Annotated in this window: 26 protein-coding genes and 1 pseudogene; 16 read left to right on the top strand and 11 right to left on the bottom strand. The window is 62.3% G+C overall.

Translation table 11 applies throughout. The features are described from left to right. Complete coding sequence (gene earP, locus PFLCHA0_RS21650; protein ID WP_015636542.1) at positions 1-1,134, top strand: elongation factor P maturation arginine rhamnosyltransferase EarP; 1,134 nt, start codon at positions 1-3, stop codon at positions 1,132-1,134. A 48-nt stretch (positions 1,135-1,182) separates the two neighbouring features. Beyond that, entirely contained in the window at positions 1,183-1,755 is a 573-nt protein-coding gene (locus PFLCHA0_RS21645; RefSeq protein ID WP_007931398.1) for an elongation factor P, read from the top strand. Positions 1,756-1,826: 71 nt separating this feature from the next. Here PFLCHA0_RS21645 and PFLCHA0_RS21640 read toward each other — a convergent pair whose 3' ends face one another. From PFLCHA0_RS21640 to PFLCHA0_RS21630, 3 genes are all read right to left on the bottom strand, one after another. Next, the gene (locus PFLCHA0_RS21640) at positions 1,827-2,246 is read right to left on the bottom strand and encodes an organic hydroperoxide resistance protein (protein ID WP_015636541.1); all 420 of its coding nucleotides are present in this window, start codon (positions 2,244-2,246) and stop codon (positions 1,827-1,829) included. A gap of 218 nt (positions 2,247-2,464) precedes the next feature. Next, complete coding sequence (locus tag PFLCHA0_RS21635) at positions 2,465-2,926, bottom strand: MarR family winged helix-turn-helix transcriptional regulator (protein ID WP_041752775.1); 462 nt, start codon at positions 2,924-2,926, stop codon at positions 2,465-2,467. 76 nt (positions 2,927-3,002) lie between these two features. Beyond that, positions 3,003-3,953: a LysR family transcriptional regulator gene (locus tag PFLCHA0_RS21630; RefSeq protein ID WP_011062535.1), complete on the bottom strand. Its 951-nt coding sequence runs from the start codon at positions 3,951-3,953 to the stop codon at positions 3,003-3,005. 105 nt (positions 3,954-4,058) lie between these two features. Here PFLCHA0_RS21630 and PFLCHA0_RS21625 point away from each other — a divergent pair, with 105 nt between their 5' ends. After that, positions 4,059-4,808: a sulfite exporter TauE/SafE family protein gene (locus tag PFLCHA0_RS21625; RefSeq protein ID WP_041752451.1), complete on the top strand. Its 750-nt coding sequence runs from the start codon at positions 4,059-4,061 to the stop codon at positions 4,806-4,808. Here PFLCHA0_RS21625 and PFLCHA0_RS21620 read toward each other — a convergent pair. Both PFLCHA0_RS21620 and PFLCHA0_RS21615 read right to left on the bottom strand, forming a co-directional pair. Then, positions 4,798-5,652, bottom strand: a complete 855-nt coding sequence (locus PFLCHA0_RS21620) for a LysR substrate-binding domain-containing protein (protein ID WP_011062533.1) — start codon at positions 5,650-5,652, stop codon at positions 4,798-4,800. The genes PFLCHA0_RS21625 and PFLCHA0_RS21620 overlap by 11 nt on opposite strands. Positions 5,653-5,724: 72 nt before the next feature. After that, complete coding sequence (locus tag PFLCHA0_RS21615; RefSeq protein WP_011062532.1) at positions 5,725-6,294, bottom strand: peroxiredoxin; 570 nt, start codon at positions 6,292-6,294, stop codon at positions 5,725-5,727. 415 nt (positions 6,295-6,709) lie between these two features. Here PFLCHA0_RS21615 and PFLCHA0_RS31880 point away from each other — a divergent pair, with 415 nt between their 5' ends. From PFLCHA0_RS31880 to PFLCHA0_RS21595, 5 genes are all read left to right on the top strand, one after another. Further along, positions 6,710-6,877 carry a hypothetical protein gene (locus PFLCHA0_RS31880; RefSeq protein ID WP_015636538.1) on the top strand — a complete coding sequence of 56 codons (168 nt, stop codon included), beginning with the start codon at positions 6,710-6,712 and terminating at the stop codon, positions 6,875-6,877. 447 nt (positions 6,878-7,324) lie between these two features. Continuing rightward, entirely contained in the window at positions 7,325-8,782 is a 1,458-nt protein-coding gene (locus PFLCHA0_RS21610; RefSeq protein ID WP_169892177.1) for a thiaminase II/PqqC family protein, read from the top strand. Then, a complete protein-coding gene (locus PFLCHA0_RS21605) occupies positions 8,779-9,681 on the top strand; it encodes a hypothetical protein (protein ID WP_015636536.1) in 903 nt (300 codons plus the stop codon). The genes PFLCHA0_RS21610 and PFLCHA0_RS21605 overlap by 4 nt, the downstream gene beginning before the upstream one ends. A 130-nt stretch (positions 9,682-9,811) precedes the next feature. Beyond that, entirely contained in the window at positions 9,812-10,033 is a 222-nt protein-coding gene (locus PFLCHA0_RS21600) for a DUF1127 domain-containing protein (protein ID WP_015636535.1), read from the top strand. 64 nt (positions 10,034-10,097) lie between these two features. Continuing rightward, complete coding sequence (locus PFLCHA0_RS21595; RefSeq protein ID WP_015636534.1) at positions 10,098-11,312, top strand: winged helix-turn-helix domain-containing protein; 1,215 nt, start codon at positions 10,098-10,100, stop codon at positions 11,310-11,312. Positions 11,313-11,379: 67 nt separating this feature from the next. On the opposite strand, the gene PFLCHA0_RS21590 is transcribed toward PFLCHA0_RS21595, so the two are convergent. After that, positions 11,380-12,726: a class II 3-deoxy-7-phosphoheptulonate synthase gene (locus PFLCHA0_RS21590; protein ID WP_011062528.1), complete on the bottom strand. Its 1,347-nt coding sequence runs from the start codon at positions 12,724-12,726 to the stop codon at positions 11,380-11,382. A gap of 162 nt (positions 12,727-12,888) precedes the next feature. Between PFLCHA0_RS21590 and PFLCHA0_RS21585 the strand changes: the two genes are divergently transcribed. Then, positions 12,889-13,644 (top strand): spermidine synthase, encoded by a 756-nt coding sequence (locus PFLCHA0_RS21585; protein ID WP_011062527.1) that lies wholly within the window; start codon positions 12,889-12,891, stop codon positions 13,642-13,644. Between the two features lie 49 nt (positions 13,645-13,693). Here PFLCHA0_RS21585 and PFLCHA0_RS21580 read toward each other — a convergent pair whose 3' ends face one another. Continuing rightward, the gene (locus PFLCHA0_RS21580) at positions 13,694-14,485 is read right to left on the bottom strand and encodes a crotonase/enoyl-CoA hydratase family protein (protein ID WP_015636533.1); all 792 of its coding nucleotides are present in this window, start codon (positions 14,483-14,485) and stop codon (positions 13,694-13,696) included. 386 nt (positions 14,486-14,871) lie between these two features. On the opposite strand from PFLCHA0_RS21580, the pseudogene PFLCHA0_RS21575 reads away from it, so the two are divergent. Further along, positions 14,872-16,579, top strand: a pseudogene (locus PFLCHA0_RS21575) (DEAD/DEAH box helicase). A gap of 91 nt (positions 16,580-16,670) precedes the next feature. Here the strand turns inward: PFLCHA0_RS21575 and PFLCHA0_RS21570 are convergent. Beyond that, positions 16,671-17,438, bottom strand: coding sequence for a DODA-type extradiol aromatic ring-opening family dioxygenase (locus PFLCHA0_RS21570; RefSeq protein WP_015636532.1), 768 nt, complete (start codon positions 17,436-17,438; stop codon positions 16,671-16,673). Between the two features lie 102 nt (positions 17,439-17,540). Here PFLCHA0_RS21570 and PFLCHA0_RS21565 point away from each other — a divergent pair, with 102 nt between their 5' ends. Beyond that, a complete protein-coding gene (locus PFLCHA0_RS21565; protein WP_011062523.1) occupies positions 17,541-18,209 on the top strand; it encodes a thiopurine S-methyltransferase in 669 nt (222 codons plus the stop codon). Positions 18,210-18,272: 63 nt separating this feature from the next. On the opposite strand, the gene htpX is transcribed toward PFLCHA0_RS21565, so the two are convergent. Next, positions 18,273-19,160, bottom strand: coding sequence for a protease HtpX (gene htpX, locus PFLCHA0_RS21560; protein ID WP_015636531.1), 888 nt, complete (start codon positions 19,158-19,160; stop codon positions 18,273-18,275). Between the two features lie 301 nt (positions 19,161-19,461). Then, positions 19,462-20,673 carry a pyridoxal phosphate-dependent aminotransferase gene (locus tag PFLCHA0_RS21555; protein ID WP_011062521.1) on the bottom strand — a complete coding sequence of 404 codons (1,212 nt, stop codon included), beginning with the start codon at positions 20,671-20,673 and terminating at the stop codon, positions 19,462-19,464. Between the two features lie 224 nt (positions 20,674-20,897). Between PFLCHA0_RS21555 and msrB the strand changes: the two genes are divergently transcribed. From msrB to PFLCHA0_RS21540, 3 genes are all read left to right on the top strand, one after another. Then, positions 20,898-21,290 carry a peptide-methionine (R)-S-oxide reductase MsrB gene (msrB, locus tag PFLCHA0_RS21550; RefSeq protein ID WP_011062520.1) on the top strand — a complete coding sequence of 131 codons (393 nt, stop codon included), beginning with the start codon at positions 20,898-20,900 and terminating at the stop codon, positions 21,288-21,290. A 103-nt stretch (positions 21,291-21,393) separates the two neighbouring features. Then, positions 21,394-21,879 (top strand): glutathione peroxidase, encoded by a 486-nt coding sequence (locus tag PFLCHA0_RS21545; RefSeq protein ID WP_015636530.1) that lies wholly within the window; start codon positions 21,394-21,396, stop codon positions 21,877-21,879. Then, positions 21,876-22,337, top strand: coding sequence for a MarR family winged helix-turn-helix transcriptional regulator (locus tag PFLCHA0_RS21540; protein ID WP_015636529.1), 462 nt, complete (start codon positions 21,876-21,878; stop codon positions 22,335-22,337). Before PFLCHA0_RS21545 ends, PFLCHA0_RS21540 begins: the two co-directional genes overlap by 4 nt. On the opposite strand, the gene PFLCHA0_RS21535 is transcribed toward PFLCHA0_RS21540, so the two are convergent. Then, positions 22,321-24,642 carry a hybrid sensor histidine kinase/response regulator gene (locus PFLCHA0_RS21535; protein ID WP_011062517.1) on the bottom strand — a complete coding sequence of 774 codons (2,322 nt, stop codon included), beginning with the start codon at positions 24,640-24,642 and terminating at the stop codon, positions 22,321-22,323. The two genes, PFLCHA0_RS21540 and PFLCHA0_RS21535, sit on opposite strands and share 17 nt — an antisense overlap. A 165-nt stretch (positions 24,643-24,807) precedes the next feature. On the opposite strand from PFLCHA0_RS21535, the gene PFLCHA0_RS21530 reads away from it, so the two are divergent. Both PFLCHA0_RS21530 and PFLCHA0_RS21525 read left to right on the top strand, forming a co-directional pair. Further along, positions 24,808-25,698 carry an ATP-binding protein gene (locus PFLCHA0_RS21530; protein WP_015636527.1) on the top strand — a complete coding sequence of 297 codons (891 nt, stop codon included), beginning with the start codon at positions 24,808-24,810 and terminating at the stop codon, positions 25,696-25,698. Next, the gene (locus PFLCHA0_RS21525; RefSeq protein ID WP_011062515.1) at positions 25,695-26,177 is read left to right on the top strand and encodes a GAF domain-containing protein; all 483 of its coding nucleotides are present in this window, start codon (positions 25,695-25,697) and stop codon (positions 26,175-26,177) included. The genes PFLCHA0_RS21530 and PFLCHA0_RS21525 overlap by 4 nt, the downstream gene beginning before the upstream one ends. Positions 26,178-26,179: the final 2 nt, after the last annotated feature.

Below are 26,179 nucleotides of genomic sequence, written 5' to 3'. Positions count from 1 at the left end.
ATGAAAGCCTCCTGGGATATTTTCTGCAGCGTGGTCGACAACTACGGCGACATCGGCGTGACCTGGCGCCTGGCCCGGCAACTGGTGGCCGAGCATCAATGTGTGGTGCGCCTGTGGGTCGATGATTTGCGCGCTTTCGAAAAGATCTGCCCGCAGATCGATAGCCAAAAGGCCAGCCAGATTCAGGATGGCGTCCAGGTGCGGCACTGGCCCGTCCAGTGGCCGGACGAGGCGGCGGCCGATGTGGTGATCGCGGCTTTCGCCTGCCAGTTGCCCCACGCCTACATGGACGCCATGGCCGACCGTGCGCGTGCGCCACTGTGGCTGAACCTGGACTACCTGAGCGCCGAGGACTGGGTCGGCGGGTGCCATGGCCTGCCTTCCGTGAAGTTTCGCGGGGTGCAGAAGTACTTCTTCTTTCCCGGATTCCAGGCCGATACCGGCGGCTTGCTGCGCGAGGCCGGGCTGCTCGAGCAGCGCCGGGATTTCCAGGGCAGGCCCCAGGCCCGGCTGGATTTCCTGAAATCCCTGGGCGTATCGCCTGTTGCCGGCAGTCGCTTGATCTCGCTGTTCGCCTACGAAAATGCCGGGGTTGCCAGTTGGTTGCAGGCCCTGGCCGACGACGGGCAGCCGACTCATCTGCTGGTGCCCGAGGGCCGCGTGCTGGCCGATGTGCAGCGCTGGCTGGGAGAGGAACCGCTGGCGCCGGGCTGTCCCCAGGTACGCCAGTCGCTGACCGTTCAGGTGTTGCCCTTCGTGCGCCAGGAGGATTACGACCGGCTGCTCTGGTGCTGCGACTTCAACGCGGTGCGCGGGGAGGACTCCTTCGTTCGGGCGCAATGGGCCGGGCGTCCGATGCTCTGGCACATCTATCGCCAGGATGAAGACATCCACCTGGACAAGCTCGAAGCTTTTCTCGGCCTCTATACCCGCACCCTTTCCCTGGGGGCCAAGGCTGCAGTGCTGGCCCTGTGGCAGGCCTGGAACAGCGAAGCATCGATGGCCGAACCCTGGAAAAACCTGCTGCAATACTGGCCGGAAGTCGCCGCGCACGCCGAGCAATGGTGTCTGGAACAAGGCTCCCAGCCCGATCTTGCTGCGGCGCTGGTGCAGTTTTACCTAAATTGGATATGATACGCGGCCTAGATTTTTGTAAATCCCATCCAAATTCGGATATTCGCAATGAAAACTGGTAAAGAACTCAAACCCGGTACCGTGATCCGTATCGACAACGATCCTTGGCTGGTTCAGAAAGCTGAATTCACCAAGTCCGGTCGTAACAGCGCGATCATGAAGACCAAGCTGAAGAACCTGCTGACCGGTTACAAGACCGAAACCGTTTACGGTGCGGACGACAAACTGGACGACGTGATCCTGGATCGCAAAGAAGCGACCCTGTCGTTCATCAGCGGCGACACCTACACGTTCATGGACACCACTGACTACACCATGTACGAGCTGAACGCCGAAGACATCGAAGCGGTTCTGCCGTTCATCGAAGAAGGCATGACCGACGTTTGCGAAGCTGTGTTCTTCGAAGACCGTCTGGTTTCCGTTGACCTGCCGACCACCATCGTGCGCCAGGTTGACTACACCGAAGGTTCCGCGCGCGGCGACACTTCGGGCAAGGTGATGAAGCCTGCCAAACTGAAAAACGGTACCGAGCTGAGCGTTGCGGACTTCATCGAAATCGGCGACATGATCGAGATCGATACCCGCGAAGGCGGTTCCTACAAAGGCCGCGCCAAGGTTTAAACCTGGCTCGCCCCTGTAGACGAAAAAGCCCGACCTTGAGTCGGGCTTTTTTATGCCTGGAATTTGCTGTTTCAGACCGTAACGTGCAGGCGCACATCCACATTGCCACGGGTGGCATTGGAGTAGGGGCAGACCTGATGCGCGGCATCCACCAGGCTTTGCGCTTCGTCCTGGGCCAGGCCGGGCAGGCTCACATGCAGGTCGATATCCAGGCCGAAGCCGCCGGAGATCTGGCCGATGCCGACATGGGCAGTGATCGAAGCGTCGTCCGGGATCTTGCGCTTGCTCTGGCTGGCGACGAACTTCAGGGCACCGATAAAGCAGGCCGAGTAACCGGCTGCGAACAGCTGTTCAGGGTTGGTCGCCTGGCCACCGGCACCACCGAGTTCCTTGGGGGTGGCCAGTTTGACGTCGAGGATCTGGTCATTGGAAACAGCGCGGCCATCACGGCCACCGGTGGCGGTTGCAACGGCGGTGTAGAGAGTTTGCATGGTGGAAGCCTCGTGGTAGGTGATTTTCGCGCTAATTATTTGTGCGCTAAGTAAGTGCGAAATAAATGTATCTCGCTAATATTTAGTGCGCAAGATAAATTTTGCTGAAAACCCCTCCATTAGCCTTGAGTCATGGGCAACTCATTGATTCTGAAAAAGATATTTTTTCGGTTGAGAAGCTAGCCTCAGCCATAGGGGGCTGGCTTGCCAGCAAAGCGTCAAAGACTGCCCTGCAGATGCCCGCGCAACACCTGCAAATCTTCCTGCAACTGACGCAATTGCTCCACGCTCCGGCCGCTGGCCCCGAGGATGCACAGGGGAATGTCCCGGGCTTGCTCGCGCAGCACCCGGCCCTGTTCCGTCAGTTGGACAATCACCACCCGTTCATCTTCCCGACTGCGGGTGCGGCTGAGCAGACCTTCGGCCTCCAGGCGCTTGAGCAGCGGGGTCAGGGAGCCGGGGTCGGTCAGCAGGCGCTGGCTGATCTCGCCGACCGTCAGCCCGTCCCGTTCCCAGAGCACCAGCATAGCCAGGTACTGCGGGTAGGTCAGCCCCAGCTTCTGCAGCAGAGGCTTGTAGACCTTGGTCAGCATCAGCGAGGTGGAGTGCAGGGCAAAGCACACCTGGTTGTCCAGCAGCAGTTGATCGCAGGAGTCCAGGGGGGAGCGTTCGGTGGTCATGTTGGCGGCCTTGATCATTAATGGTCATGAATCTAGCGGGCGAGTCTTTAATGCGCCAGGTAATTTTCCTCAGGTTTCAGCCCATTGCGCTTTGCAATGCCAGGTCCCAGGGCGGAACCGGGCTGAAGCGGCTTTTCAGGTACTCCAGCAGCAGGCGGCTACGGGCATTGGGGTGCTGTTCCATGCGCAAGGCGTAGATGCCGGCGGTTTCCGGCTTGGGCAGGCCGCCTTCGCAGAACAGCGGCACCAGTTCGCCGCGCAGCAGGTATTCACTCACCAGCCAGGTGGGCAGGTGGGCAATGCCCAGCCCGGCCAGGGCCCCGGAAAGCAGGGCTTCAGCGTTATTGGCACCAAGGCGTATACGCTGCGGACGATGGCTCTGCACCTGGCCGTCAAGCTCGAAGCGCCAGGCGAACAGCGGCGCCAGGCCATCCCAGTCGAGGCCGTCGTGCTGACTGAGTTCGGCGGGGTGGCTGGGGGTGCCGCGGCTTTTCAGGTAGGAGGGGCTGGCACAGGCGATACGCACGATGCTGGCCAGGGAGGTGGCGACCATCCGCGTGTCCACGCGCTGGCCGGCGCGCAGCACCAGGTCGACCTTGCCCAGGTGGGAGCCCTGCATGTCGACAAAGCTGTCGATCAGGTGCAACTGCACATCCAGCCCGGGGTAGAGCACCAGGAAATCGGCAATGGCCGGCGCCAGGTGGCGGCGCCCGAAGGCAGCGGGGGCATCGATGCGGATCAGGCCCTCCGGGGCATGGCTCAGGGAAACTGCCTCGGCCCGAGCCAGTTGCAGCTCGGCAACGATACGCCGGGCCCGTTCGGCAAAGGCCTGGCCGGCGGCGGTGGCGACCACGGCGTGGGTGGTACGCATGAACAGAGTGGTGCCCACGGCGTTTTCCAGGCTATCGATGCGCCGGGCCACGGCGGAGGGCGTCAGCGGATGGCGGCGTGCCGCGGCGGAAAAGCTGCCCGCTTCCAGCACATCAAGAAACAGCCCCAGTTGTTCGGTCAGTGTATTGGGATTCATGATCAGCTCGCTTATGCGAAAACGGCAAAGCCATTGTGCGTTGCTATGCGTTTCCGTGCCAGGGCCGACTGCGTAGCATGCAGCTCTCAGGTGAGGAGAGCGGTTGTGATCGAGTTGATGATGTATCTGTTGTTGGGCGCGGCGTTGGGTACGGTGGGCGGGCTGTTCGGTATTGGCGGTGGCTTGATCGCGATTCCGGTGCTCGGCGTGCTGTTTGGCCTGGACCAGCAGATTGCCCAGGGCACGGCGCTGGTCATGGTTGTACCCAATGTGCTACTCGCGCTGTGGCGCTATCACCAGCGCAACCGCATAGAGGCGCGCCACGCCTTGCCCCTGGCCCTGATGGGGTTCAGTTTCGCCTGGCTGGGCTCGATCTGGGCGGTGGGCATCGATGCCCAGAAGATGCGCATCGGCTTTGTCGCCTTTCTTCTGGTGCTGTCGGCCTACAACCTGCTGCGCATGTTCATGGCCAGTGCCCCGGCCAGCAGCGAGATACGTTACCCCTGGCCTTGGCTCGGGGTATTGGGCGCCGCTTCCGGGGCCATGGGCGGGCTGTTCGGGGTGGGGGGCGCAGTGGTTGCCACGCCGGTACTGACCAGTGTCTTCGGCACCACCCAGGTGGTAGCACAGGGTTTGTCCCTGGCGCTGGCGCTACCCAGCACGGGGGTCACCCTGGTGACCTATGGCTTTCACCATCAGGTGGACTGGGCGATCGGTCTGCCGCTGGCAGCCGGTGGCTTGCTGAGCATCAGTTGGGGGGTGAAGGTCGCCCACGCCTTGCCCGAGCGGCTGTTGCGCGGCCTGTTCTGCGGCTTCCTGGTGGTGTGTGCGGTGATGCTGGCGTTTAAAGTTTGAAGCCTTCGACGATGTGTTCGGCCAGGCATTCGGTGATGGGCGAGGGCTGGTTGAGGTTGCGCAGCAGCATGATGCTGGCCTCGGGCAGCTCCGGCAGCCCTTCGTTCTCGCCGAGGATGCGCAGGTCCGGCGTGATCAGGCTTTCCAGCTGCGCGGTGATCGCCAGCCCGGCGCTGACCACCGCCATGATTGCCGACAGGCTGGAGCTGTTGTAGGCAATGCGATAGTCGAGGCCGATGGCATCCAGGGCGTTGCAGGCCCACAGCCGGCAAAAGCAGTCGCTGTTGAACATCGCCAGCGGCAGTGGCGTCTGTTCATGGGGCGTGAAGCACTGGGCCACGGCCCAGACGAAGCGCTCCTTGCGCAGGAGTTGGCCGATCTCGTTGCCCGGCTCTCGGGTGACGATGGTCAGGTCCAGGTCCTGGCGTTGCAGCAGTTGCTTGGACGATTCGCAATGCACTTCGATCTGGATCAGCGGGTAGCTCTGGGCGAAGCGCGACAGAATCCCCGGTAGAAAACGCATCACATAGTCATCCGGCGTGCCGATGCGCACCAGCCCCACCATGTGCGGTTCGCGCAGGGTATTGAACACTTCGCTATGCAGTTTCAGGATGCGCCGGGCATAGCCCAGCAGTACCTGGCCCTCGGCGGTCAGCTTGACCTGGCGTCCGTCGCGCTGGAACAGCTGGCGTTGCAGCACGTCCTCTTCCAGGCGCTTCATCTGCATGCTCACCGCCGATTGGGTGCGGTTGACCCGTTCTCCAGCCCGGGTAAAACCGCCTTCATCGGCGATGGCGACGAAGGTGCGCAGCACTTCGGTGTCGATGCTGGGGAACTGGGACATTGATCAAATCCTGAGATGCATGGGGCAGGAAGCATTCCTGGGCCTGATCTTATTCCTCGCAAGGCCATGGCGTCATCCCTGGCGTTGCGCTTGCAGCCAGGCCAGCACCTGCCGGGCGTTCTGGTCCGGTGGAAACACCGGGTAGAACACCTTTTCGATCTGCCCGGCCTTGAGAATCAGAGTCAGGCGTTTCAGGAAGCGGGTGGCGTTCAATTCGAACATCGGCAGCCCCAGGGCTTCGGTCAATTGCCCCTGTGCATCGGAGAGCAGGGCAAAGGGCAGGTGCAGCCGCTCGACGGCTTCACGTTGATAGTCGCTGTCCTGGCTCGAGAGGCCGAACAGGTTCGCCGCCCCGGCGGCCGCGAGTTCCTCGGCCAGGTCGCGAAAGCCGCAGGACTGCGGGGTACAGCCGCGGGCGCCGGGGGTCATGTCCCAGCCCTCCAGCAGCGGCAAATCCGGTCGTCCCATGCGCGGGTAGACATAGAGCACCGTTATGCCGGGCAACGTCGACAGGTCGACCCCTTCGCCCGAGGTGGAGGGCAGTCGTAGCCCGGGCAAGTGCAGGCCTTGCAAGTGACGGGCTGCGCCATCGTCCTGGGGGGGCGGGATACGCGACCAGTCCACGCTCAGCATGTCTCTCATGACGCTTCCTCCTGATCAGTAGTGCTGGGCAATCGCAATAGGGATAGCTGGATAACAGAGTGTCGATAGTGCTCCTTCAGTTCAAGTAGTACTGCGGATAAATGATGTTCGATCCAGCAATTAATGCTCGTGGCTTTTATTGGTTTTGTCTTTGGCTTTAGTTGTGCTGTGTTATTAGCGATAAGCCTTATCGGTGCTGGCTATAAATTTTCAAGAAAGGTCTGGAGTGTTGGCTATAAGTTGTCGTTTGCTAATTTCGCTGCGCGATAAAAATCAATGAATATGCCCTGGGCCGATTAATGGTCAACTTTGTCGTTGTTTGGGTTTGCCTAAAGAAACATCCGCTACTAGTGTTGCGCTTGCCATGTACAGATGGTCTGTACTGGGATTGCGACCAACTTTGGAGGGTCCTTTCATGAACGTGAAAGCGGAACACACTGAGCCAACCACTGCCGAGCTGACACAGCTCAAGACCAAGCTCAAAGCCGGCAAGCTGGCACCGGAAGACCTCAAGGCGCTGGTGGGCCTGGTGGAACGTACGGAGAAGGCGGCGAAGCAACTTAGGGCAGCCATCGTCGAGTAAATGACGCTAACGCTTTGGAGGGCAGGATCAGAAATGGACCTCACTACTCGAACTACTCATATCGATATATCTGAACCGTTGCGTAGCCCTCCATTTTTAGCGCGCAGCACTATCGGCAGTCACTCGGTACTGCTGCTGGGAAGTCTGGAAGCGCCTATCTCTACACTTAGTGATAATGCTTTTATTGTCGAACGCATTGCCCAGAGTCTCAACTTGTCGGCGCTGGGCGCCCAGTTCAATGCGGAAGAAGTTATTTTTCTGCTGAACGAGCAATATACCGCTGCAGAAGAGTTTGTTTATGGTCACCCCATCTGGCGAAAGATAAGAGAGGGTGATCAAGCTGCGCTCTACGCTTATATTCTGGAAACCCGGCACTACCTGGCTGCCGCGGCCTCGAGGATGTGCCCCTCGGTCAGCCCGGGCATAGGGTTGTCGCCGATCTCCCTGATGCTGTCCAGGCATGCGCTGGAGGAGTGGGATCATGCGCAGTTCTTCAATGAGGCCCTGGAGCTGATCGGCTGTTCCGGCGACATGGTCAGGCTGGCCCGGCCTTTGCCCGCAACCCTGGAGTGGATTCACCTGTCCCGGCAGATCGCGGCCATGGGCGAGCTGGTGTCGGCGGCCTGCTCCGGTTTCATGGAGCACTCCTCGGTGGAGCAGGAGGCGGTGCTGGGTTGGCATGAGTTGCTGGTGGGCCACAACCTGTTGAGCCGCAAGGCGACAGACAAGGTGCTGGGGCATTTTTCCACCGACATCCAGTATGGGCATTCGGATAACTGGAAGAAGGCCGTGCGCACTCAGGACTGCTACCCCGCGCCGGTGGTGGCCACGGTGCTCAATGCAGTCTGCAGCCTCAGCGAAATGATCTACCGCTGGCTGACTGCGCTGGAGCAGGGATGTGCCAGTTCCATTGTCACCGCGGCCCAACTGGTGGCCGAGGAGGGGCTGGACCAACTGTTGCACGCCGCTGATTCACCCCTGGACGTGGAAATTTTCCAGGGCCTGCCGGTCTGGCCGTCCAGTGTGATGAGCCTGGTCAACGGTGAGCGTTCCGGCGATGACAACCCTGCCGATACCGTCGTTGCATCCTGCTATGCCCTGGGGCCGCGAATGACGCAACTGGTCATGAGCCCGGCGCCTTTTGGCGCACTGATCAGCCAGGTGCATGAGCAGTTGCTCAATGGCCAGAGCTCCAGCGCCGAGAGTGTGGCGGCCATCGAACAGATGACCACCGACTGGCTGGTATCGGTGGACGGCCACGGCCTGTGGCAACAGATGACCGAGGGCTGCGCGGATGAGCTGATCATCGGCTACATGCTGGAGAACTATCATTACCTGGCCTCGGCGACCCGACATGTCAGCCCGGCCATTGCCGCCTGTGCGGATGCGCGGATCCGCGAAAACCTGTTGCAGCACCTGCAGGATGAGCTGACCCACTGCGACATCCTCAAGCCCAGGCTGCGCGAACTGGGAGTCCGGCGCCCGGAAGCGATGCGACCCTTGCCGACCACCACTGCCTTTGTCGGTTATCTCAGCGACCTGGCACGGCATGACTGGAAGGGCTACCTGATCGGTTCGACCTATCTGCAAAAAAGCCTGAGCGAATGCCGTGGCGATGATCGTCACCTGCGTTTCTACTCGCAGGTGTCCGCCAACAACCCGCGCTGTGCAGCGTTGCTGGGGGCCATGGCAGCCCATGACGAACTGGATGACGAGCTGGGCCACGATCAGCGGCCGTCGCTCAACATCGAGTACCTGCTGGCGCGGGGCGACGTGGGCCGTGACTCGGTGGCGCGTGCGGCCATGCTCCCGTCACTGGCCTGGAGCTTTCTGGATGGCATCCGCCAGCACTATTGCACCGGCAAGGACGCGGTGCTGCAGCGCCAGGCCTGGAGCGCAACATGAACCAGCCCTATTTCCAGAACCTGGAGCCCCTGGCGCAGTTGCAGGAATTGTTATTCGAGCGTGATGACTTCGAGGCCCTGGCCAGGCGCTTGCCGGAACCCAGGATGGCTCTGGAAAAGTGGCGCGATGTGTTGCATGGCGAGCTCCTGTCGCTGTTTCGCTGGGGGCTGATTCGCGCCAGGGAGAGCCTGGATGACCAGGGGGCGGGCCAGGGCTATGGCCAGGAAGTCCTGTGCCTGCTGCCCTATTACGGCTTTTGTCTGCACGCAATCCGCCGCGCCGCGCCCTTTGCCTTGATGGGCATACCCACCACGGTGTCGGTGCGTCACGACCGTTATCAGGAGGCCAGTGCAGTGATTGGCGAGTTGGCGGCCGTGCTTGGCGTAAAGGATTGGCTGCGGGTCAGTGAGGAATCCTCGGCAGAGCTGGTGCGGCAGTTTCATGGGCGCGATGGCCTGATCGTGCTCACCGGCAAGCAGTCCACCTACACCAGCCTGCGAAACCGTTACCCGGACGCGCGGATCATTGCTGCAACCGGCTGTTGCGGGGTGGTCCTGTCGGTGGAGGAGCAGCCGGCCCGCGTCATCGAGGAACAGCGCCAGGAACACCGGTTGCCGGTCAGTTGCAGCAACCATGGCTACACCGTCCTTGCCGAAGCCCTGACCCCGCAGGCGGCGGTGCTGGCCATCAACGGCGCCCGGCCCGCGGTCAGCAGCACGGTGCAAGAGTTGCTCGGGCAACTGCACCCGTCCATTGTCCTGACTCCCCCTTCGGCTCTGCCGTTGCCCGATGATCTTGGCGGCTACAGCCTGCTGGCCTGTGAAGAGTCGGCGGCGGCCAGCCTCGATGGTTTCGGTCGCGACCCACTGGGCGGCTGGCCGGGGGATTACCGGATCTGAAAGCGGTCCCTGGAAACACCGGCGGGGAACCAAAGCATCAAACCCTGAGATGTATTGCATAAGAAACATTCGTTGGATTGATCCTTGTTCGGGGAAGAGACTGTGCTCATCCCCACTGGAGGACAGGATCATGAAAGCGCAAAAGGGTTATCTGCTGGTTCACAAACTGCCAATTCAGGCGTTGTCGTTACGTGCACTATGGCACCAGGTGGTCCGCTGGCACGAGTTGGCGCAGGAGCGCCGGATGCTTGCCGGCCTGAGCGATTCGGCCCTGCATGACCTGGGGTTGAGCCGGGCGGATGTGGAGCATGAAGCGGTCCGCCCGTTCTGGGACGACCCGATGCACAAATAACCCGGTGGCCACTACACAAGCCGGTCCAGGGTGCGCTAGCGTGCGGGCAGACCAGGAGACGCTCATGCCCGCACTACCTTCTTTCTCGCTCAAGCAGGCCCGCCGGCTGGCGCTGGCTGCCCAAGGCTTCGGCGGGCGCCAGCCGCCGGCATCGATCAAGGCCTCCCGACTCAATCAGCAGATCGAGCGCCTGGGCCTGTTGCAGATCGATTCGGTCAACGCCCTGGTGCGCGCCCATTACTTGCCGCTGTTTTCCCGTCTTGGCAGTTATCCACAGCAGCTGCTCGATCAGGCCGCCTGGAGCCAGGGGCGCCAGCGCACCTTGTTCGAGTACTGGGGGCATGAGGCCTCGCTGCTGCCGATGTCCATGTACCCCTTGATGCGCTGGCGCATGCAGCGCGCACGCCAGGGGCAGGGTATCTACTCGCAACTGGCGCGTTTCGGCCAGGAACGCCAGGCCACTCTGCGCCGGGTGCTGGCGGCCGTGGAGCAGCAGGGCGCGCTGGGGGCCGGCAGCCTCTCCACCCGCGAAGAGCGGGCCGGCCCCTGGTGGGACTGGAGCGAAGAAAAGCATGCCCTGGAATGGCTGTTCGCTGCCGGTGAGGTGACAGTGTCCGGCCGCCGCGGTTTCGAGCGTCTGTATGACTTGCCGGAACGAGTGATCCCGGCGGCGATCCTCCAGCAGATGCCGTTGGAGGAAGCCCAGGCCCAGCGCCGGTTGCTGCTGCAGGCGGCCGGGGCACTGGGGGTAGCCACGGAAAAGGACCTGCGGGACTACTTTCGCCTCGATCCCGGCGATAGTCGCGCGCGGCTTGCCGAGTTGTGCGAGTCCGGCGAACTGCTGGGCTGTGAGGTCCAGGGCTGGAAGCAAAGTGCCTATTGCCTGCCCGAGGCGCGGGTGCCGCGCAAGGTCGAAGCCAGCGCGCTGTTGTCACCTTTCGATTCCCTGATCTGGGAGCGTAGCCGTACCGAGCGGCTGTTCGATTTCCGCTACCGCCTGGAGATCTACACGCCTGAGCACAAGCGGGTCTATGGCTATTACGTGCTGCCGTTCCTGCACAACGAGCGGATTGCCGCCCGGGTCGACCTGCGGGCGGAGCGGGCCCAGGGGCGTCTGGCGGTGCACGCGGTGCATGAGGAGCCATTCGGTCTGGACGACGAGGGTGTCCGGGCATTGGCCCTGCAATTGCGAAAGATGGCCGACTGGCTGGGGTTGGAACAGATTCAGCTCAATTGCCAGCGTGATGGCGCGCGACGCCTGCGTGAGGTGCTGGGGTGAAGAGCTTCGCGGGCCAGCCCGCTCCTACACAGCCCTTGCAGGAGCGGGCTAGCCGGCGAAAGCGCTCTTAGCGCTTGACCTGCTTCAAGGTCTCGGCAATCAGGAAGGCCAGTTCCAGAGACTGGTCGGCATTCATCCGCGGGTCGCAATGGGTGTGGTAACGGTCCGACAAACCATCCTCGGTAATCGGCCGGGCACCGCCGATGCATTCGGTGACGTTCTGCCCGGTCATCTCGATATGGATGCCACCGGCATAGCTGCCTTCGGCCTGGTGGACCTGGAAGAACTGCTTGACCTCGGTGAGGATCTGCGCGAAATCCCGGGTCTTGTAGCCGCTGCTGGCCTTGATGGTGTTGCCGTGCATCGGGTCCGAGCTCCACAGCACCTGCTTGCCTTCGCTTTCCACCGCGCGAATCAGCTGTGGCAGGTGATCGCCGACCTTGTTGGCGCCCATGCGCACGATCAGGTTGAGGCGGCCGGGATCGTTTTCCGGGTTGAGGATATCGATCAGGCGGATCAGTTCGTCGGTGTTCATGCTCGGGCCGACCTTGACCCCGATCGGGTTGTTCACCCCGCGCAGGAACTCCACGTGGGCGCCGTCCAGTTGCCGGGTGCGATCGCCGATCCACAGCATGTGCGCCGAGCAGTCGTAGTAGTCGTTGGTCAGGCTGTCGCGGCGCACGAAGGCTTCTTCATAGTTGAGCAGCAACGCTTCGTGGGCGGTGAAGAAGCTGGTTTCGCGCAGTTGCGGCGCGCTGTCCAGGCCGCAGGCACGCATGAAGGCCAGGGTTTCGTCGATGCGGTCTGCCAGTTGGCTGTACTTCTCGGCCAGGGCCGAGTTGGCGATGAAGTCCAGGTTCCACTTGTGCACCTGGTGCAGGTCGGCGAAACCGCCCTGGGCGAAGGCTCGCAGCAGGTTGAGGGTGGCGGTGGCCTGGTGGTAGGACTGCAGCAGGCGGTCGGGGTCCGGCACCCGGCTTTTTTCATCGAAACCGATGCCGTTGACGATGTCGCCGCGATAGGCCGGCAAGGTCACGCCATTGATGGTTTCGTCGTTGGCCGAGCGCGGCTTGGCGAACTGGCCGGCCATGCGCCCGACCTTGACCACCGGGCAGCCGGCGGCAAAGGTCATGACGATGGCCATCTGCAGCAGCACCTTGAAGGTGTCGCGAATCTTCGCCGCGGAGAATTCGGCGAAGCTCTCGGCACAATCGCCACCCTGCAACAGGAATGCCCGGCCCTGGGTGACTTCGGCAAACTGGCGACGCAACTCCCGGGCTTCACCGGCAAACACCAGCGGTGGATAACTGGCCAGGCTTTGCTCGACCTGCAGCAGGTGCGCGGCATCGGGGTAGTGGGGTTGTTGCTGGATCGGCAGGGCGCGCCAGCTGTCGGGGCTCCAGGGTTGGCTCATCGCGGACTCGAGTGCTTTAACGGTGGGAGGGGCATGTTAGCAGCAAATTAGTGCGTGACCTGCTCCTCTCGCTTGGCCGACAATCGCGCCTTTCCCGCTCGCTGCCGAGCGGTTGGTTTATCGCGCCGGCAAGGTTCTGTGCCCGCGCGGCTAGGAGATGAAATGACTGAGGAGCGCGTCGAGCGCCTGCTCGCCGAAGTGCATGACGAATTCGGCATGATCCGGGTCCTGGAAGTGGCGGACTATCGTTTTCTCGAATTTGGCGATGCCATCGAGCAAAGCTGTGTGTTCACGGCGGACCCCAGTTGGCTGGAGTACGACTACACCCGGGCCATGCTGATCGGTGCCCTGTGCCATGAGGCGCCGGAGAGCGCGTTGTTTCTCGGGCTGGGCGCCGGCACCCTGACCCAGGCTTGCCTGAAGTTCCTGCCCCTGGAAGATGTGGAAGCCATCGAACTGCGACCGGACGTGCCGCGCCTGGCTATCGAGTACCTGGGGCTGGACGACGATCCGCGTCTATATATAAGAGTCGGCGATGCCCTGGAGCTGCTGGACAGTGCTGAATCCGCCGACCTGATCTTCGTCGACCTGTACACCGACGTCGGCCCCGGCGTCGGGCATCTGGCCTGGGGGTTTCTGGAGAACTGCCAGAAGCGCCTCAACCCCGGCGGCTGGCTGGTGATCAACCAGTGGGCCACCGATGATGGCAAGCCCCTGGGCGCCGCCCTGTTGCGCGGGCTCTATCACCGCCATTACTGGGAGTTGCCGGTGAAGGAGGGCAACGTGATTCTGATCGTGCCGTCCGACCTCGACCAGGAGCTGGACCTGCCAGGCCTGAATGCCCGGGCCCAAGCCCTGGCCCCACGCTTGGGCTACTCCCTGCAACCCTTGATCAAGGCGATCCGCCCGGCCACATAAGCCCTTGCTGGCGCCGGCTGGCCGGCGAAGCCGATCTGCCGGCCCCTGTTCAACAGCCCTTGAACACCCCGGGCCGTTTTTCGATCATCGCCCGCACGCCCTCTTTGGCGTCCTCACTGTTCATCAGTTTGTGCACCAGCGGCGCCAGCCCCTGGGCGGCCACCGTTTCCCCTTCGAGCCTGGCCTGGCGTGCCGACATCAGGGTCGCCTGCACCCCCAACGGTGCCTGGCGGGCAATCCGTTCGGCCAGTTCAATGGCCCGGGGCAGCAGGTCTTCGCTGGCCATGACCTCCTGCACCAGGCCCAGGCGCAGGGCTTCATGGGCATCGAATTCGTCCCCGGTCAGCAACCAGCGCATGGCATTGCCCCAGCCGGCCAGTTGATGCAGGCGCAGGGTCGCGCCGCCGAAAGGGAAGATTCCGCGTTGCACCTCCATTTGCGCGAAGCGGGTATTGCTGGCGCAGAGATTGATGTCGGAGGCCAGCATCAGCTCGATGCCGATGGTCAGGCAGTAGCCTTGTACGGCGACGATCACCGGCTTGTTCACCCGTGGGCCGCTGAACACGCCCCAGGGGTCGCAGCCACCGGCTGGTGCTTGCCAGCCCTGGGCCAGGGCGGCGCCGACATTGGCCAGGTCCAGGCCTGCGGTGAAGTGCTCGCCGTGGCCGAACACCACCGCCACTCGCGCCTCGCTGCTGGCTTCGAACTCGCCGTAGGCCAGGCTCAACTGGTTGAGCAGCTCGAGGTCGAAGGCATTGCGCTTGGCCACCCGGTCCAGGCCGATAAGGAACAGGTGACCACGTAGTTCACGGCTGACACGGCTGGCACTGGGCTGATTCATGAGCGCTGTCCTGGGAAGAAAGAGGGGAGGTTGGCGCGGGCGGTTTCGTGCACAAAGGTGAACCGTTTAAGCGCGATGACCAACAGCGCCGGGCCTGAGCAAAATAGCGCGCCGCCGAAGTCTGCGCAAAGCCCATGACAATCGGGTGTTCAGCGGATTTTTCCGATAAAAAAAACTCCCTTTTTTGAGTAATTCCGGTATAGTGCGCGCCGGCCTTTAGCCGGGCCACGTTTAGGTAATGCAATTCCCCGAAGTCAGCTTCGGCTGCTTGTCCGCTGCGCGGACTATCCTTGACGATCCATTCATCCAATCGTTTTCGCAAATCCCCGCCGACAAAGCTGCCAGGGTGACTCTTGAGTCTTACACGGCATGCGCAGCTTTGGAGCATGGGTCTTTGCGGATGCACTTAGAGGCAGACCCATGACCCAGGAAATCGGCGGCTTCGCCGCTCTTGAACTTCATCCCAATATTGTCGCTGCAGTAGTCGCTACCGGCTATGAAGAGCCTTCGGCTATTCAGCAGCAGTCGATCCCGATCATCCTTGCCGGTCACGATATGATTGGTCAGGCGCAAACCGGTACCGGTAAGACCGCTGCCTTTGCCCTGCCTATCCTGCACCGCATTGATCCGTCCAAGCGCGAGCCGCAAGCTCTGATCCTGGCCCCAACCCGTGAGTTGGCGCTGCAAGTAGCAACCGCTTTCGAAACCTACGCCAAGCAAATGCCGGGCGTGACTGTTGTGGCCGTCTACGGCGGTGCGCCGATGGGCCCACAACTGAAAGCAATCCGTAATGGCGCACAGATCGTTGTCGCCACTCCGGGCCGTCTGTGCGACCACCTGCGTCGCGACGAAAAAGTCCTGGCCACCGTGAACCACCTGGTTCTCGACGAAGCCGACGAGATGCTCAAGCTGGGCTTCATGGATGACCTGGAAGTGATCTTCAAGGCCATGCCGGAGACCCGCCAGACCGTACTGTTCTCGGCCACCCTGCCGCAGTCGATCCGGGCCATCGCCGAGCGTCACCTGAAGGACCCGAAACACGTCAAGATCCAGAGCAAGACCCAGACCGTCACCGCGATCGAGCAGGCTCACCTGCTGGTTCACGCCGACCAGAAGACCTCTGCCGTTCTGAGCCTGCTGGAAGTTGAAGATTTCGACGCCCTGATCATGTTCGTGCGCACCAAGCAAGCGACCCTGGACCTGGCCAGTGCCCTGGAAGCCAAAGGCTACAAAGCCGCTGCGCTGAACGGCGACATCGCCCAGAACCAGCGTGAGCGCGTGATCGACTCCCTCAAGGATGGCCGCCTGGACATCGTTGTGGCGACCGACGTAGCCGCCCGTGGTCTGGACGTACCGCGCATCACCCACGTATTCAACGTGGACATGCCGTACGATCCGGAGTCCTACGTACACCGTATCGGCCGTACCGGCCGTGCCGGTCGCGAAGGCCGCGCGCTGCTGCTGGTGACTCCGCGCGAGCGCCGCATGCTGCAAGTGATCGAGCGTGTAACCGGTCAGAAGGTTGCCGAAGTTCGCCTGCCGGACGCCCAAGCCGTTCTCGATGCCCGCATCAAGAAGCTGACCAACAGCCTGTCGCCGCTGGTGGCTGATGCTGAAGCGACCCACGGTGATCTGCTTGATCGCCTGACCGCCGACATCGGTTGCAGCCCGCGTGCCCTGGCCGCAGCCCTGCTGCGCAAGGCTACCAACGGTCAAGCGCTGAACCTGGCCGCGATCGAGAAAGAGCGTCCACTGGTGCCCAACAGCGCTCCACGTGGCGATCGTCCTGAGCGTTCCGGTGACCGTCCTGATCGTGGTGACCGTGAGCGTCGCGCGCCAATGCCTCTGGGCGAAGGTCGTGCACGCTGCCGTACCGCGCTGGGTGCCCGTGACGGCATCGCTGCCAAGAACCTTCTGGGCGCGATCCTCAATGAAGGCGGCCTGGCCCGTGAAGCTATCGGCCGCATCCAGGTGCGTGACAGCTTCAGCCTGGTCGAGCTGCCGGAGGATGGTCTGGACCGTCTGCTGACCAAGCTCAAGGACACTCGCGTTGCCGGCAAGCAGCTGAAGCTGCGTCGCTATCGCGAAGATTGATCGGCCCCTGAGCTGATTGATCAGGCATAAAAAATCCCCGACTGGTTCGGGGATTTTTTTTGCCTGTCATTTGCCTTGGAGCTGGTGGCCATCAGCCAAATCGGTAGATGTCCATGCCCAGGGCGCCCAGGGTGAAGCCCTGGTGGGCCACGCTGAATTCGCCACCGGCGCCCCGGGCGAAATACAGCGGCAGCAGGTGTTCATCACTGGGGTGGCTGCGCACGGCATTCGGTGCCTGCTGGCGGTAGTCATGCAGGGCCGCCTGGTCATCGGCCGCCAGCTTGTCGATCATCCAGTCGCGAAAGGCCTTGGCCCAGGGTTCGACGCTTTCCGGGCCAACGTGCCAGTCCAGGTCCCGCAGGTTGTGGGTGATGCTGCCGGAGCCGATCAGCAGCACGCCCTGTTCCCGCAGGCCCGCGAGGGCATGGCCGATACGGGTCTGCAGGGCCGGGCCCAGGCGGCTGGGCAGCGACAGCTGGACCACCGGGATGTCCGCCTGCGGGTACATCAGCGACAGCGGTACCCAGGTGCCGTGGTCGAAGGGGCGCTGGCTGTCCAGTTGGGCGGGCAGGCCTTCGGCCTGGAGCAGCTCCACTACCTGGGCTGCCAGTTCCGGATCGCCCGGGGCCGGGTATTGCACGGCAAACAGCGCGGCGGGGAAGCCGCCAAAGTCGTGCCAGGTTTCCGGGTGCGGGTTGCAACTGACCCGCAGATCGGAGCTTTCCCAGTGGGCCGAGACCACCAGGATCGCCCTGGGCCGTGGCAGCTCGGCTGCCAGGCGAGCCAGGGCCGGGCCGCTGGCGCCGGGTTCCAGCGCCAGCATGGGAGAGCCGTGGGAGATGAACAGGCTGGGAAGCATGAAGAGGCTCCTGAAGGTTAAGATGCGCCATCTTCAATCAGATCAATGATCTAAATCTAATATAAGTTTTAGCGCTTTTTTATCGAATTTTAAGGACTTCTCATGCAAGCGGACTTTTGGCAAAAGCGCTGGGAGCGCGATCAGATCGGCTTTCACCTGGCCGAGGTCAACCCTTACCTGCAGCAGTACTGGCCGGCCTTGGGCCTGGCGGCGCAAAGCCGCGTGCTGGTGCCCTTGTGCGGCAAGAGCCTGGACCTGATCTGGCTTGCTGACCAAGGGTTCGAGGTGCTGGGCATCGAACTGGCGGAAAAGGCGGTGGAGGATTTCTTTCGTGAGCACCAGTTGCAGCCGCAAATCAGCCAGCACGGGGTGTTCAAGGTCTACGCCCACGGGCCCATTGAGCTCTGGTGCGGTGATTTCTTTGCCCTGACCGCCGAGGACACCGCTGATTGCACGGCCCTGTATGACCGTGCAGCCATGATTGCCTTGCCCTCGCCCATGCGACAGCGCTATGCCGCTCACCTCAATGGCCTGTTGCCGAATGGCAGCAAGGGGCTGCTGATCACCATGGATTACGCCCAGGAGCAGTTGGACGGCCCGCCATTTGCGGTGCTCGACGATGAGGTCCGGCAACGTCTGGGGGGCGTCTGGCAACTGCAGGTAGAAACGGAGCGCGACATTCTTGGCGAGAGCTGGAAGTTTCTCCAGGGTGGCGTGACCCGGCTGGTGGAGAGGGTCTATCGCCTGAGCAAGCAGGGTGCCGCGAGATAGGTTTTTGGCGGCCAAGCAAAAGGGCGACTTGCGTCGCCCTTTTGGGTATTGCCTTGCACTGGATCAGCCGCGACGACGCAGGGCCTCGATACGCTCTTCCAGCGGAGGGTGGCTCATGAACATGCGAGCCAGGCCCTGCTTGATGCCACCGTTGATGCCGAAGGCATTCAGGGTGTCGGGCATGTGCACCGGCAGGCCCTGTTCCGAACGCAGGCGCTGCAGCGCGCCGATCATCGCGTTGGTGCCGGCCAGACGGGCGCCGGCTTCGTCGGCGCGGTATTCGCGTTTGCGCGAGAACCACATAACGATGGCGCTGGCCAGGATACCCAGAACCAGTTCGGCGAAGATGGTCGCCACGTAGTAGGCGATGCCCTGGCCTTCTTCGTTCTTGAAGATCACCTTGTCGACGAAGTTGCCGATGATCCGTGCGAAGAACATCACGAAAGTGTTCACCACACCCTGGATCAGTGCCAGGGTCACCATGTCACCGTTGGCGACGTGGCCGATCTCGTGGGCCAGCACGGCTTTCACTTCATCGGGCGAAAAACGTTCCAGAAGGCCCTGGCTGACGGCTACCAGCGCATCATTCTTGTTCCAGCCGGTGGCAAAGGCGTTGGCCTCATAGGCTGGGAAAATACCCACTTCGGGCATCTTGATGCCCGCTTCGCGGGACAGTTGCTCGACGGTCTGCAGCAACCATTGCTCATGGCGGGTGCGCGGTTGGGTGATGATCTGCGTGCTGGTGCTCATCTTCGCCATCCACTTGGAGATGAACAGCGAGAACAGCGAACCGGCAAAACCGAAGACCGCACAGAAAATCAGCAGCTGATTGAGGTTCAGATCAACCCCATTGGCCGCCATGAACCCGTTGAAGCCGAAAAGGCTCAGGGTGATGCTGGCAATCAGCACGACCGCAAGGTTAGTGGCCAAAAACAGCAGGATTCGCATCATGGTTGTAGAAATCTCCTCAAGCTAAAGATGTAGCGTACTGCGGGGTATATAAGGTGCGGCAACCGCCTATTCAATACGGCTTCTATTTCAAACTGTGTCGCACAGGCCGGGTCTAGACGCTTGTAGTTCAATGCCATGAGCCAACGCCAGGGCGGCCGCCACCCGGCTGCGGTGCAGAGGTGTGACAGTGGGCAGGACGGAAAGTGCAAGCTTATAGAAGGGGAGTGGAGCAGGGCAGTGAAGATGTGTTGCTGAATTAATCGCAGTGCGACCAGAGAAGGATCGCACTGCGATTTTTCCGTTACTGGCGGTAGGACTTGAGGAAGCTGCCGATCCGACCAATGGCCTGCTCCAGGTCATCCACCCGCGGCAGGGTCACGACGCGGAAGTGATCCGGCCATGGCCAGTTGAAGGCCGTGCCTTGCACCACCAGGAGCTTTTCCGAGAGCAGCAGGTCGAGGACGAACTTCTCGTCGTTGTGGATCGGGCAGATCTTCGGGTCGATCCGCGGGAAGGCATACAGCGCGCCCATGGGCTTGACGCAACTGACTCCGGGAATGTCGTTGAGCAGTTCCCAGGTACGGTTGCGCTGTTCCAGCAGGCGGCCCGGGGGCAGCACCAGGTCGTTGATGCTCTGGTAGCCGCCCAGTGCGGTCTGGATGGCGTGCTGGCTGGGCACGTTGGCGCACAGGCGCATGTTGGCCAGCATGTCGATGCCTTCGATGTAGCTCTGGGCGTGCTGCTTGGGACCGGAAATGGCCACCCAACCGGAACGGAAACCGGCTACCCGATAGGACTTGGACAGGCCGTTGAAGGTCAGGCACAGCAGGTCCGGGGCCAGCGAGGCGGTGCAGATGTGCACGGCGTCATCGTAGAGGATCTTGTCGTAGATCTCGTCCGAGAACACCACCAGGTTGTGCTGGCGGGCCAGCTCCAGCATGCCCAGCAGCACTTCCCTGGGGTAGACGGCGCCGGTGGGGTTGTTCGGGTTGATGATCACCAGGGCCTTGGTGTTCGGGGTGATCTTGGCCTTGATGTCGGCCAGGTCCGGCCACCAGTTGGCCTGCTCGTCGCACAGGTAGTGCACCGGGTTGCCGCCGGCCAGGCTCACCGCGGCGGTCCACAGCGGGTAGTCGGGGGCCGGCACCAGCACTTCGTCGCCGTTGTTGAGCAGGGCCTGCATGGCCATCACGATCAGCTCGGAAACACCGTTGCCCAGGTAGATGTCTTCGATACCGATGCCTTCCACCTGCTTCTGCTGGTAGTACTGCATCACCGCCTTGCGGGCACTGAACAGGCCCTTGGAGTCGCTGTAGCCCTGGGCAGTGGGCAGGTTGCGGATCACGTCCTGGAGGATTTCGTCCGGCGCTTCGAAACCAAAGGGCGCCGGGTTGCCGATATTCAGCTTGAGGATGCGGTGGCCTTCCTCTTCCAGACGTTTGGCGTGCTTGAGCACTGGGCCGCGTATGTCATAACAGACGTTGGCGAGCTTGTTCGATTTGCTGACCTGCATGGCGATGTGTTCCCGAAAATGAACGATCCAGGCGGAGGATGAACTACCGTACTGGGAATCCTGCCGTGTCACACCGGCCTGTAACCCGCACCGGCTGCGGCAAAATCCGTTTGAATGGGTGTAACGCGGCTGCCAGACTGGCGTCTGACGAGGCGCAATCATACGTGCCGCCCGATCCGTGGAAAAGACACAGATCGGGCTTTTTCCGTTGCAGAGGAAGGACCATGGAAAAGCTGGAAAAAACCCTGGAAGAATGGCGGTCGATGCTCGACCCGGAGCAGTACAACGTCTGCCGGCTCAAGGGCACCGAACGGCCCTTCTCGGGCAAGTACAACGGCACCAAGACCGATGGGGTTTATCACTGCATCTGCTGCAATGAGCCGCTGTTCGATTCCAAGGCCAAGTTCGATTCCGGGTGTGGCTGGCCGAGTTTCTACGAGCCCATTGCCGACAGCGCCATGGTGGAGATCCGTGACATGAGCCACGGCATGATCCGTACCGAAGTGGTCTGCGCCAAGTGCGACGCGCACCTGGGCCACGTGTTCCCGGACGGCCCGCCGCCCACCGGCCTACGTTACTGCATCAACTCGGTGTGCCTGGACCTGGTGCCGCGCTGACCGGTTGGCGATTCTTCGGAATCGCCTTTTTTCAATTAAATTGCATGCAATTTAATTGAGCGCTATTTTGCTGCCTCTTACTTCCACACATGGAGTTGCCGTCATGACCGACTCACTGCTGACCATTCCCTGCACCACCATCAAGGGTGAACAAAAGACCCTGGCGGACTTCGCCGGCAAGGCCGTGCTGGTGGTCAACACTGCCAGCAAGTGCGGCTTCACCCCGCAATACAAGGGGCTCGAAGAGCTGTGGCAGACCTACAAGGACCAGGGGCTGGTGGTATTGGGCTTTCCCTGCAACCAGTTCGGCAAGCAGGAACCAGGCAACGAAGGGGCGATCTCCGAGTTCTGCGAGCTCAACTACGGTGTGAGTTTCCCGCTGTTCAAGAAGATCGAGGTCAATGGCGCCGGGGCCCATCCACTGTTCGCTCAGTTGAAAAAGCGCGCACCCGGCGTGCTCGGCTCCCAAGGCATCAAGTGGAACTTCACCAAGTTCCTGATCGGCCAGGACGGCAAGCTGGTCAAGCGTTTCGCTCCGGCAACCAAACCCCAGGACCTGAGCCGCGAGATCGAAGCCCTGCTCAAATGAACGACCTGTCCGTGGATTCACTGAAACTCGATTCCCAGCTGTGCTTCAAGCTGTACGCCGCCTCGCGGGCGGTGGTCCGTGGCTACAAGCCGATGCTCGACCGCTTGGGCCTGACCTACCCGCAGTACCTGGTGATGCTGGTGCTGTGGGAATGGCAGGCAACGCCTCCGTCCCTGCCGACGGTCAAGGCCCTGGGCGAGCGCCTGGCCCTGGATTCCGGGACCCTGACCCCGTTGCTCAAGCGCCTGGAGCAGTTGCAACTGGTGCAGCGCCAGCGGTCCGAGCGCGACGAGCGCGAGGTGCACTTGAGCTTGAGCGATAGCGGCCTGGCGCTGCGTGAGCAGGTGCCGCCGCTGAAGGCGGCGCTGCTGTGCGACAGCGGGATCGATCTGGACAACCTCGATCAGTTGCGCGCCGGCCTGGATCAACTGCTGCAGCAGATCAAAGCTTTGTCGTAGTCGGCACCCAGAGGTCGAGCAGGGCGATCAATTCTTCGCGACGGAACGGTTTGGCCAGGTAGTCGCTCATGCCGGCGGCGCGGCAGCGTTCACGCTCCTCGGGCATGGCGTTGGCAGTCAGGGCGATGATCGGCAGATCCGGCCAGCGCCCGCTGCGCCGGATCTGCCGGCTGGCTTCGTAGCCATCCATGACCGGCATGTTGCAGTCCATCAGCACCAGATCGAAACGATGCAGCTCCAACTGGTTGAGGGCTTCGGCGCCATGGGCGGCCACGGTCACCGCGCAGCCGAGCTTGCTCAGCATGCCCTTGGCCACCAGTTGGTTCACCGGGTTGTCCTCCACCAGCAGAATGTCCGCCCGGCGCCGTTGCACCGGCATTTCCAGCTGGGCGTCGTTGAGGGTGATGGTTTCCCCCAGCAACGAGCGTCGCAGGGTCTGATACAACGCATTGCGCGCCAGGGGCCGGGCCTGCTGTTGCAGTGGCGCCAGGGCGTTGGCCTCTTCGCTGGGCAGGAAGCTGCCATAGGCGGTCACCAGCAGGATTGGCGCGCGGATCGCCGGGCGCAGGCCGAACAGGCATTCCGGGCAGTCGGTGATCAGCAGGTCGGGGTCGAGGCCGGCCAGGGAATCCTCGATATCACAGCGCTGATAGCTCAGGCCCCAACTGGGCAGCAGGCTGGCCAGCAGCTCGGCGAGGCCGCTGCCGGCCTCGGTGATGGCGATGATCTTCCCGGCCAGCGCCGGCGGCGGGGCGGCCGGAGTGTGGCAGGGCAGCGGCAGGTCGGCGCAGAACTGGCTGCCGAAGCCGACTTCCGAACTGATGCTCAGGCGGCCGTCCATGGCTTCGCAGAGGTTGTAGGTCAGGGCCAGGCCCAGGCCGGTGCCTCCGTATTGGCGAGTGATGCCGGCGCCGGCCTGGGTATAGGGCTGGAAGATGCGCACCTGGGCTTCCTGGGCGATGCCGATGCCGGTGTCGCAGATCTCGATGCGCACCCCGTCGCCCAGGGTGCTCAGGCGCACATCGACGCGGCCGAAACGGGTGAACTTGAGGGCGTTGGACAGCAGGTTGCTGACGATCTGCCGCACTCGGGTCGGGTCCCCCAGTACCAGGGCGGGGAAGTCCGGGGCGATCAGGCAGGCCAGCTCCACGCTGGCCGCGGCGTTTTGCGACAGCAGGTTGGCGGTGTCCTCCACCAGTACCCCGAGATCGAAGGGAATTCGCTCCAGCTCCAGTTGCCCGGCGTCGAACTTGGACATGTCGAGAATATCGTTGAGCAATTCCACCAGGACCTTGCCGGAGTCATGGGCAATCGACAGCTGCTGGCGCTGCTCGGGGTTCAGCGGGCTGTCCAGGGACAGCGCGATCATCCCCAGCAGGCCATTGAGCGGGGTGCGAATCTCGTGACTCATGTTGGCCAGAAACGCCGCCCGCGCCTGGGCCATGTCCAGGGCAGTGCGCCGGGCGATCTCCAGTTCCTCGTTGGACTGGCTGAGCCGGGCATTGCTGGCCTTGAGCTCGGTGGTGCGGGCCGAGACGATGTTCTCCAGCTGCCCGAGGTATTCGGTCAGGCGGTTCTCGGCGTTGCGCCGCTGCTGGATCTCGGTGGCCATGATGTCGAACTGCTGGTTGGCCACCTTGACCAGCACCCCGACTTCGTCGTTCTCGTGGCCATGGGGAAAGTCCAGCTTGGCCTGTTTCGGGCTGCGCGGGTCGCGGCTGCTGAGCTCGCGGATCACCCGCACCAAGGGCTTGGTCAGCATCACGTAGAACAGCGCCAGGAGAATCCCGGTGAGGATCAGGCTGCGGGCGAACCCGTTGATCAGGGTGACTTCGGCACGCCGCAGGAAACGGCTGCCGAAGGCGTAGGTATCCACATCCAGGTGCAGGGTGCCGAGGGACTCCTCCGGCAGGTGGCTCAGATACAGGCGATCCTCGAACTGGCGATCGGCGCCGAACAGGAAGTCGCTGATGGCCCGATAGCGGCTCTGTTGCGGTGGCCGTTCGACGTTGGCCAGCAGGGTATTGTTGTTGTCGATCAATTGCGCGCGAATGATCGCCGGGGAGCGCAGCAGGCCCAGGGTCAATTCCTGGGCCAACTCGGCGTCGATGTTGTAGGCGATGCGCGAGGCCGGATTGTGGCTGATTTCCAGCAGCGATTGGATTTCACGATTGATGGAGGCGTCTTCGCTGGCATAATCGATGCCGATTTGCAGCAGACTGAGCGCGGTCCCCAGAATGAAACCCACCAGCACGGTGAGCCGGGCCTGTTTATAGGACAGGCGGTTGGTGAACTTGATATCCATGGGGGGTTGAACCACTTTCGTTTCCCTTCGCTGCGCAAGCATAGCTGATCATTTTTGGTTGCCGGGCTGGCCGGGCAGCAGCTGATAAAGCGATAGACCCCTTGATCGGGATTGCGTTTGCTCTGTGTGCCGCATCATTACCTTGAACGTGCCTGAGGAAAAGTCGTGGATGCTCGATTGAATGCATTTCTTGAACGTGCCGATGCGGTTCTGGCGCGGATTGAACCCTTGTTGCCCACCCTGCGCCAGCCCATCGACTGGAATCAGTGCCTGGCGGCCCGCTGGCAGCGTGAAGGGCGCAGCGGTTTCCTGCTGCCGCTGGAAGTCAGCCTGGACATGCGCCTGAGCGACCTGATCGGGGTCGACAAGCAGCGTGAGCAACTGGCGCGCAACACCCAGCAGTTCCTTGACCGCCTGCCAGCCAACCATGCCCTGCTCTGGGGTTCGCGTGGCACTGGCAAGTCTTCCCTGGTACGGGCCCTGCTGGCCGAGCACGCCAAGGGCGGCCTGCGGCTGATCGAGATCGAGCGTGACCACCTGGCGGACCTGCCGCGGGTGGTGGAACAGCTGGTCAAGCTGCCCCAGCGTTTCGTGCTGTTCTGCGATGACCTGTCGTTCGAGGCTGGCGAGGGCGATTACCGGGTGCTCAAGAGCGTGCTCGACGGCTCCCTGGAGCAGGCCCCGGAGAACGTGCTGCTGTACGCCACCTCGAACCGCCGGCACCTGGTGCCGGAAAAGGAAAGCGACAACGAGAACTGGAAGCGCGTCGACGGCGAGCTGCATCCCAGTGAAGCCGTGGAAGACAAGATCGCCCTGTCGGACCGTTTCGGCCTGTGGCTGTCGTTCTATCCCTTCACCCAGGAGCACTTCCTCAACGTGGTGGAGCACTGGATCGGCGAACTGGCGCGCAAGGCCGGCCTCGACTGGCAGCGTGACGAAGAACTGGACATCCTCGCGGTACGCTGGGCCACCGGCCGGGGCAACCGCAATGGCCGTTGTGCCTATCAATTTGCCCGCTATTGGGTGGGCCTGCAGTTGTTGGAGCAAAAAGCATGATCGATTTGCAAAGCGCCGGCCAAGGCCTGGACGGTTACGGGCTGCTGTGCGCGCAGTTGGAGTCGCTGCTGGCCGATGAGCGTGATTTCATCGCCAACGCCGCGCAGTTCTCAGCCTTCCTCTATAGCCAGCTGGAGGACCTGAACTGGGCGGGGTTCTACCTCAACCGCAACCAGGAGCTGGTGCTCGGGCCGTTCCAGGGGCAGATCGCCTGCGTGCGGATTCCGTTTGGCCGCGGCGTCTGCGGTACCGCGGCGGCGACTCTGCAGACCCAGCGGGTGGAAGATGTGCACGCCTTTGCCGGGCACATTGCCTGTGACAGCGCCTCCAACAGCGAGCTGGTGGTGCCGCTGGTCAAGGACGGCCGGTTGATCGGCGTGCTCGACCTGGACAGCCCGAAGCTGGCGCGCTTCGGTGTTGCCGACCAGGCGGGAATCGAGCAACTGGCGGCGATCTTTCTGCGCCTGAGCGACTGCTGAAG

Origin of the sequence: Pseudomonas protegens CHA0 (genome assembly GCF_000397205.1) — a bacterium.
Classification (GTDB): Bacteria; Pseudomonadota; Gammaproteobacteria; order Pseudomonadales; family Pseudomonadaceae; genus Aquipseudomonas; species Aquipseudomonas protegens.
The sequence above is the reverse complement of the archived record's forward strand: the minus strand, read 5'-3'. Positions and strand labels throughout refer to the sequence as shown.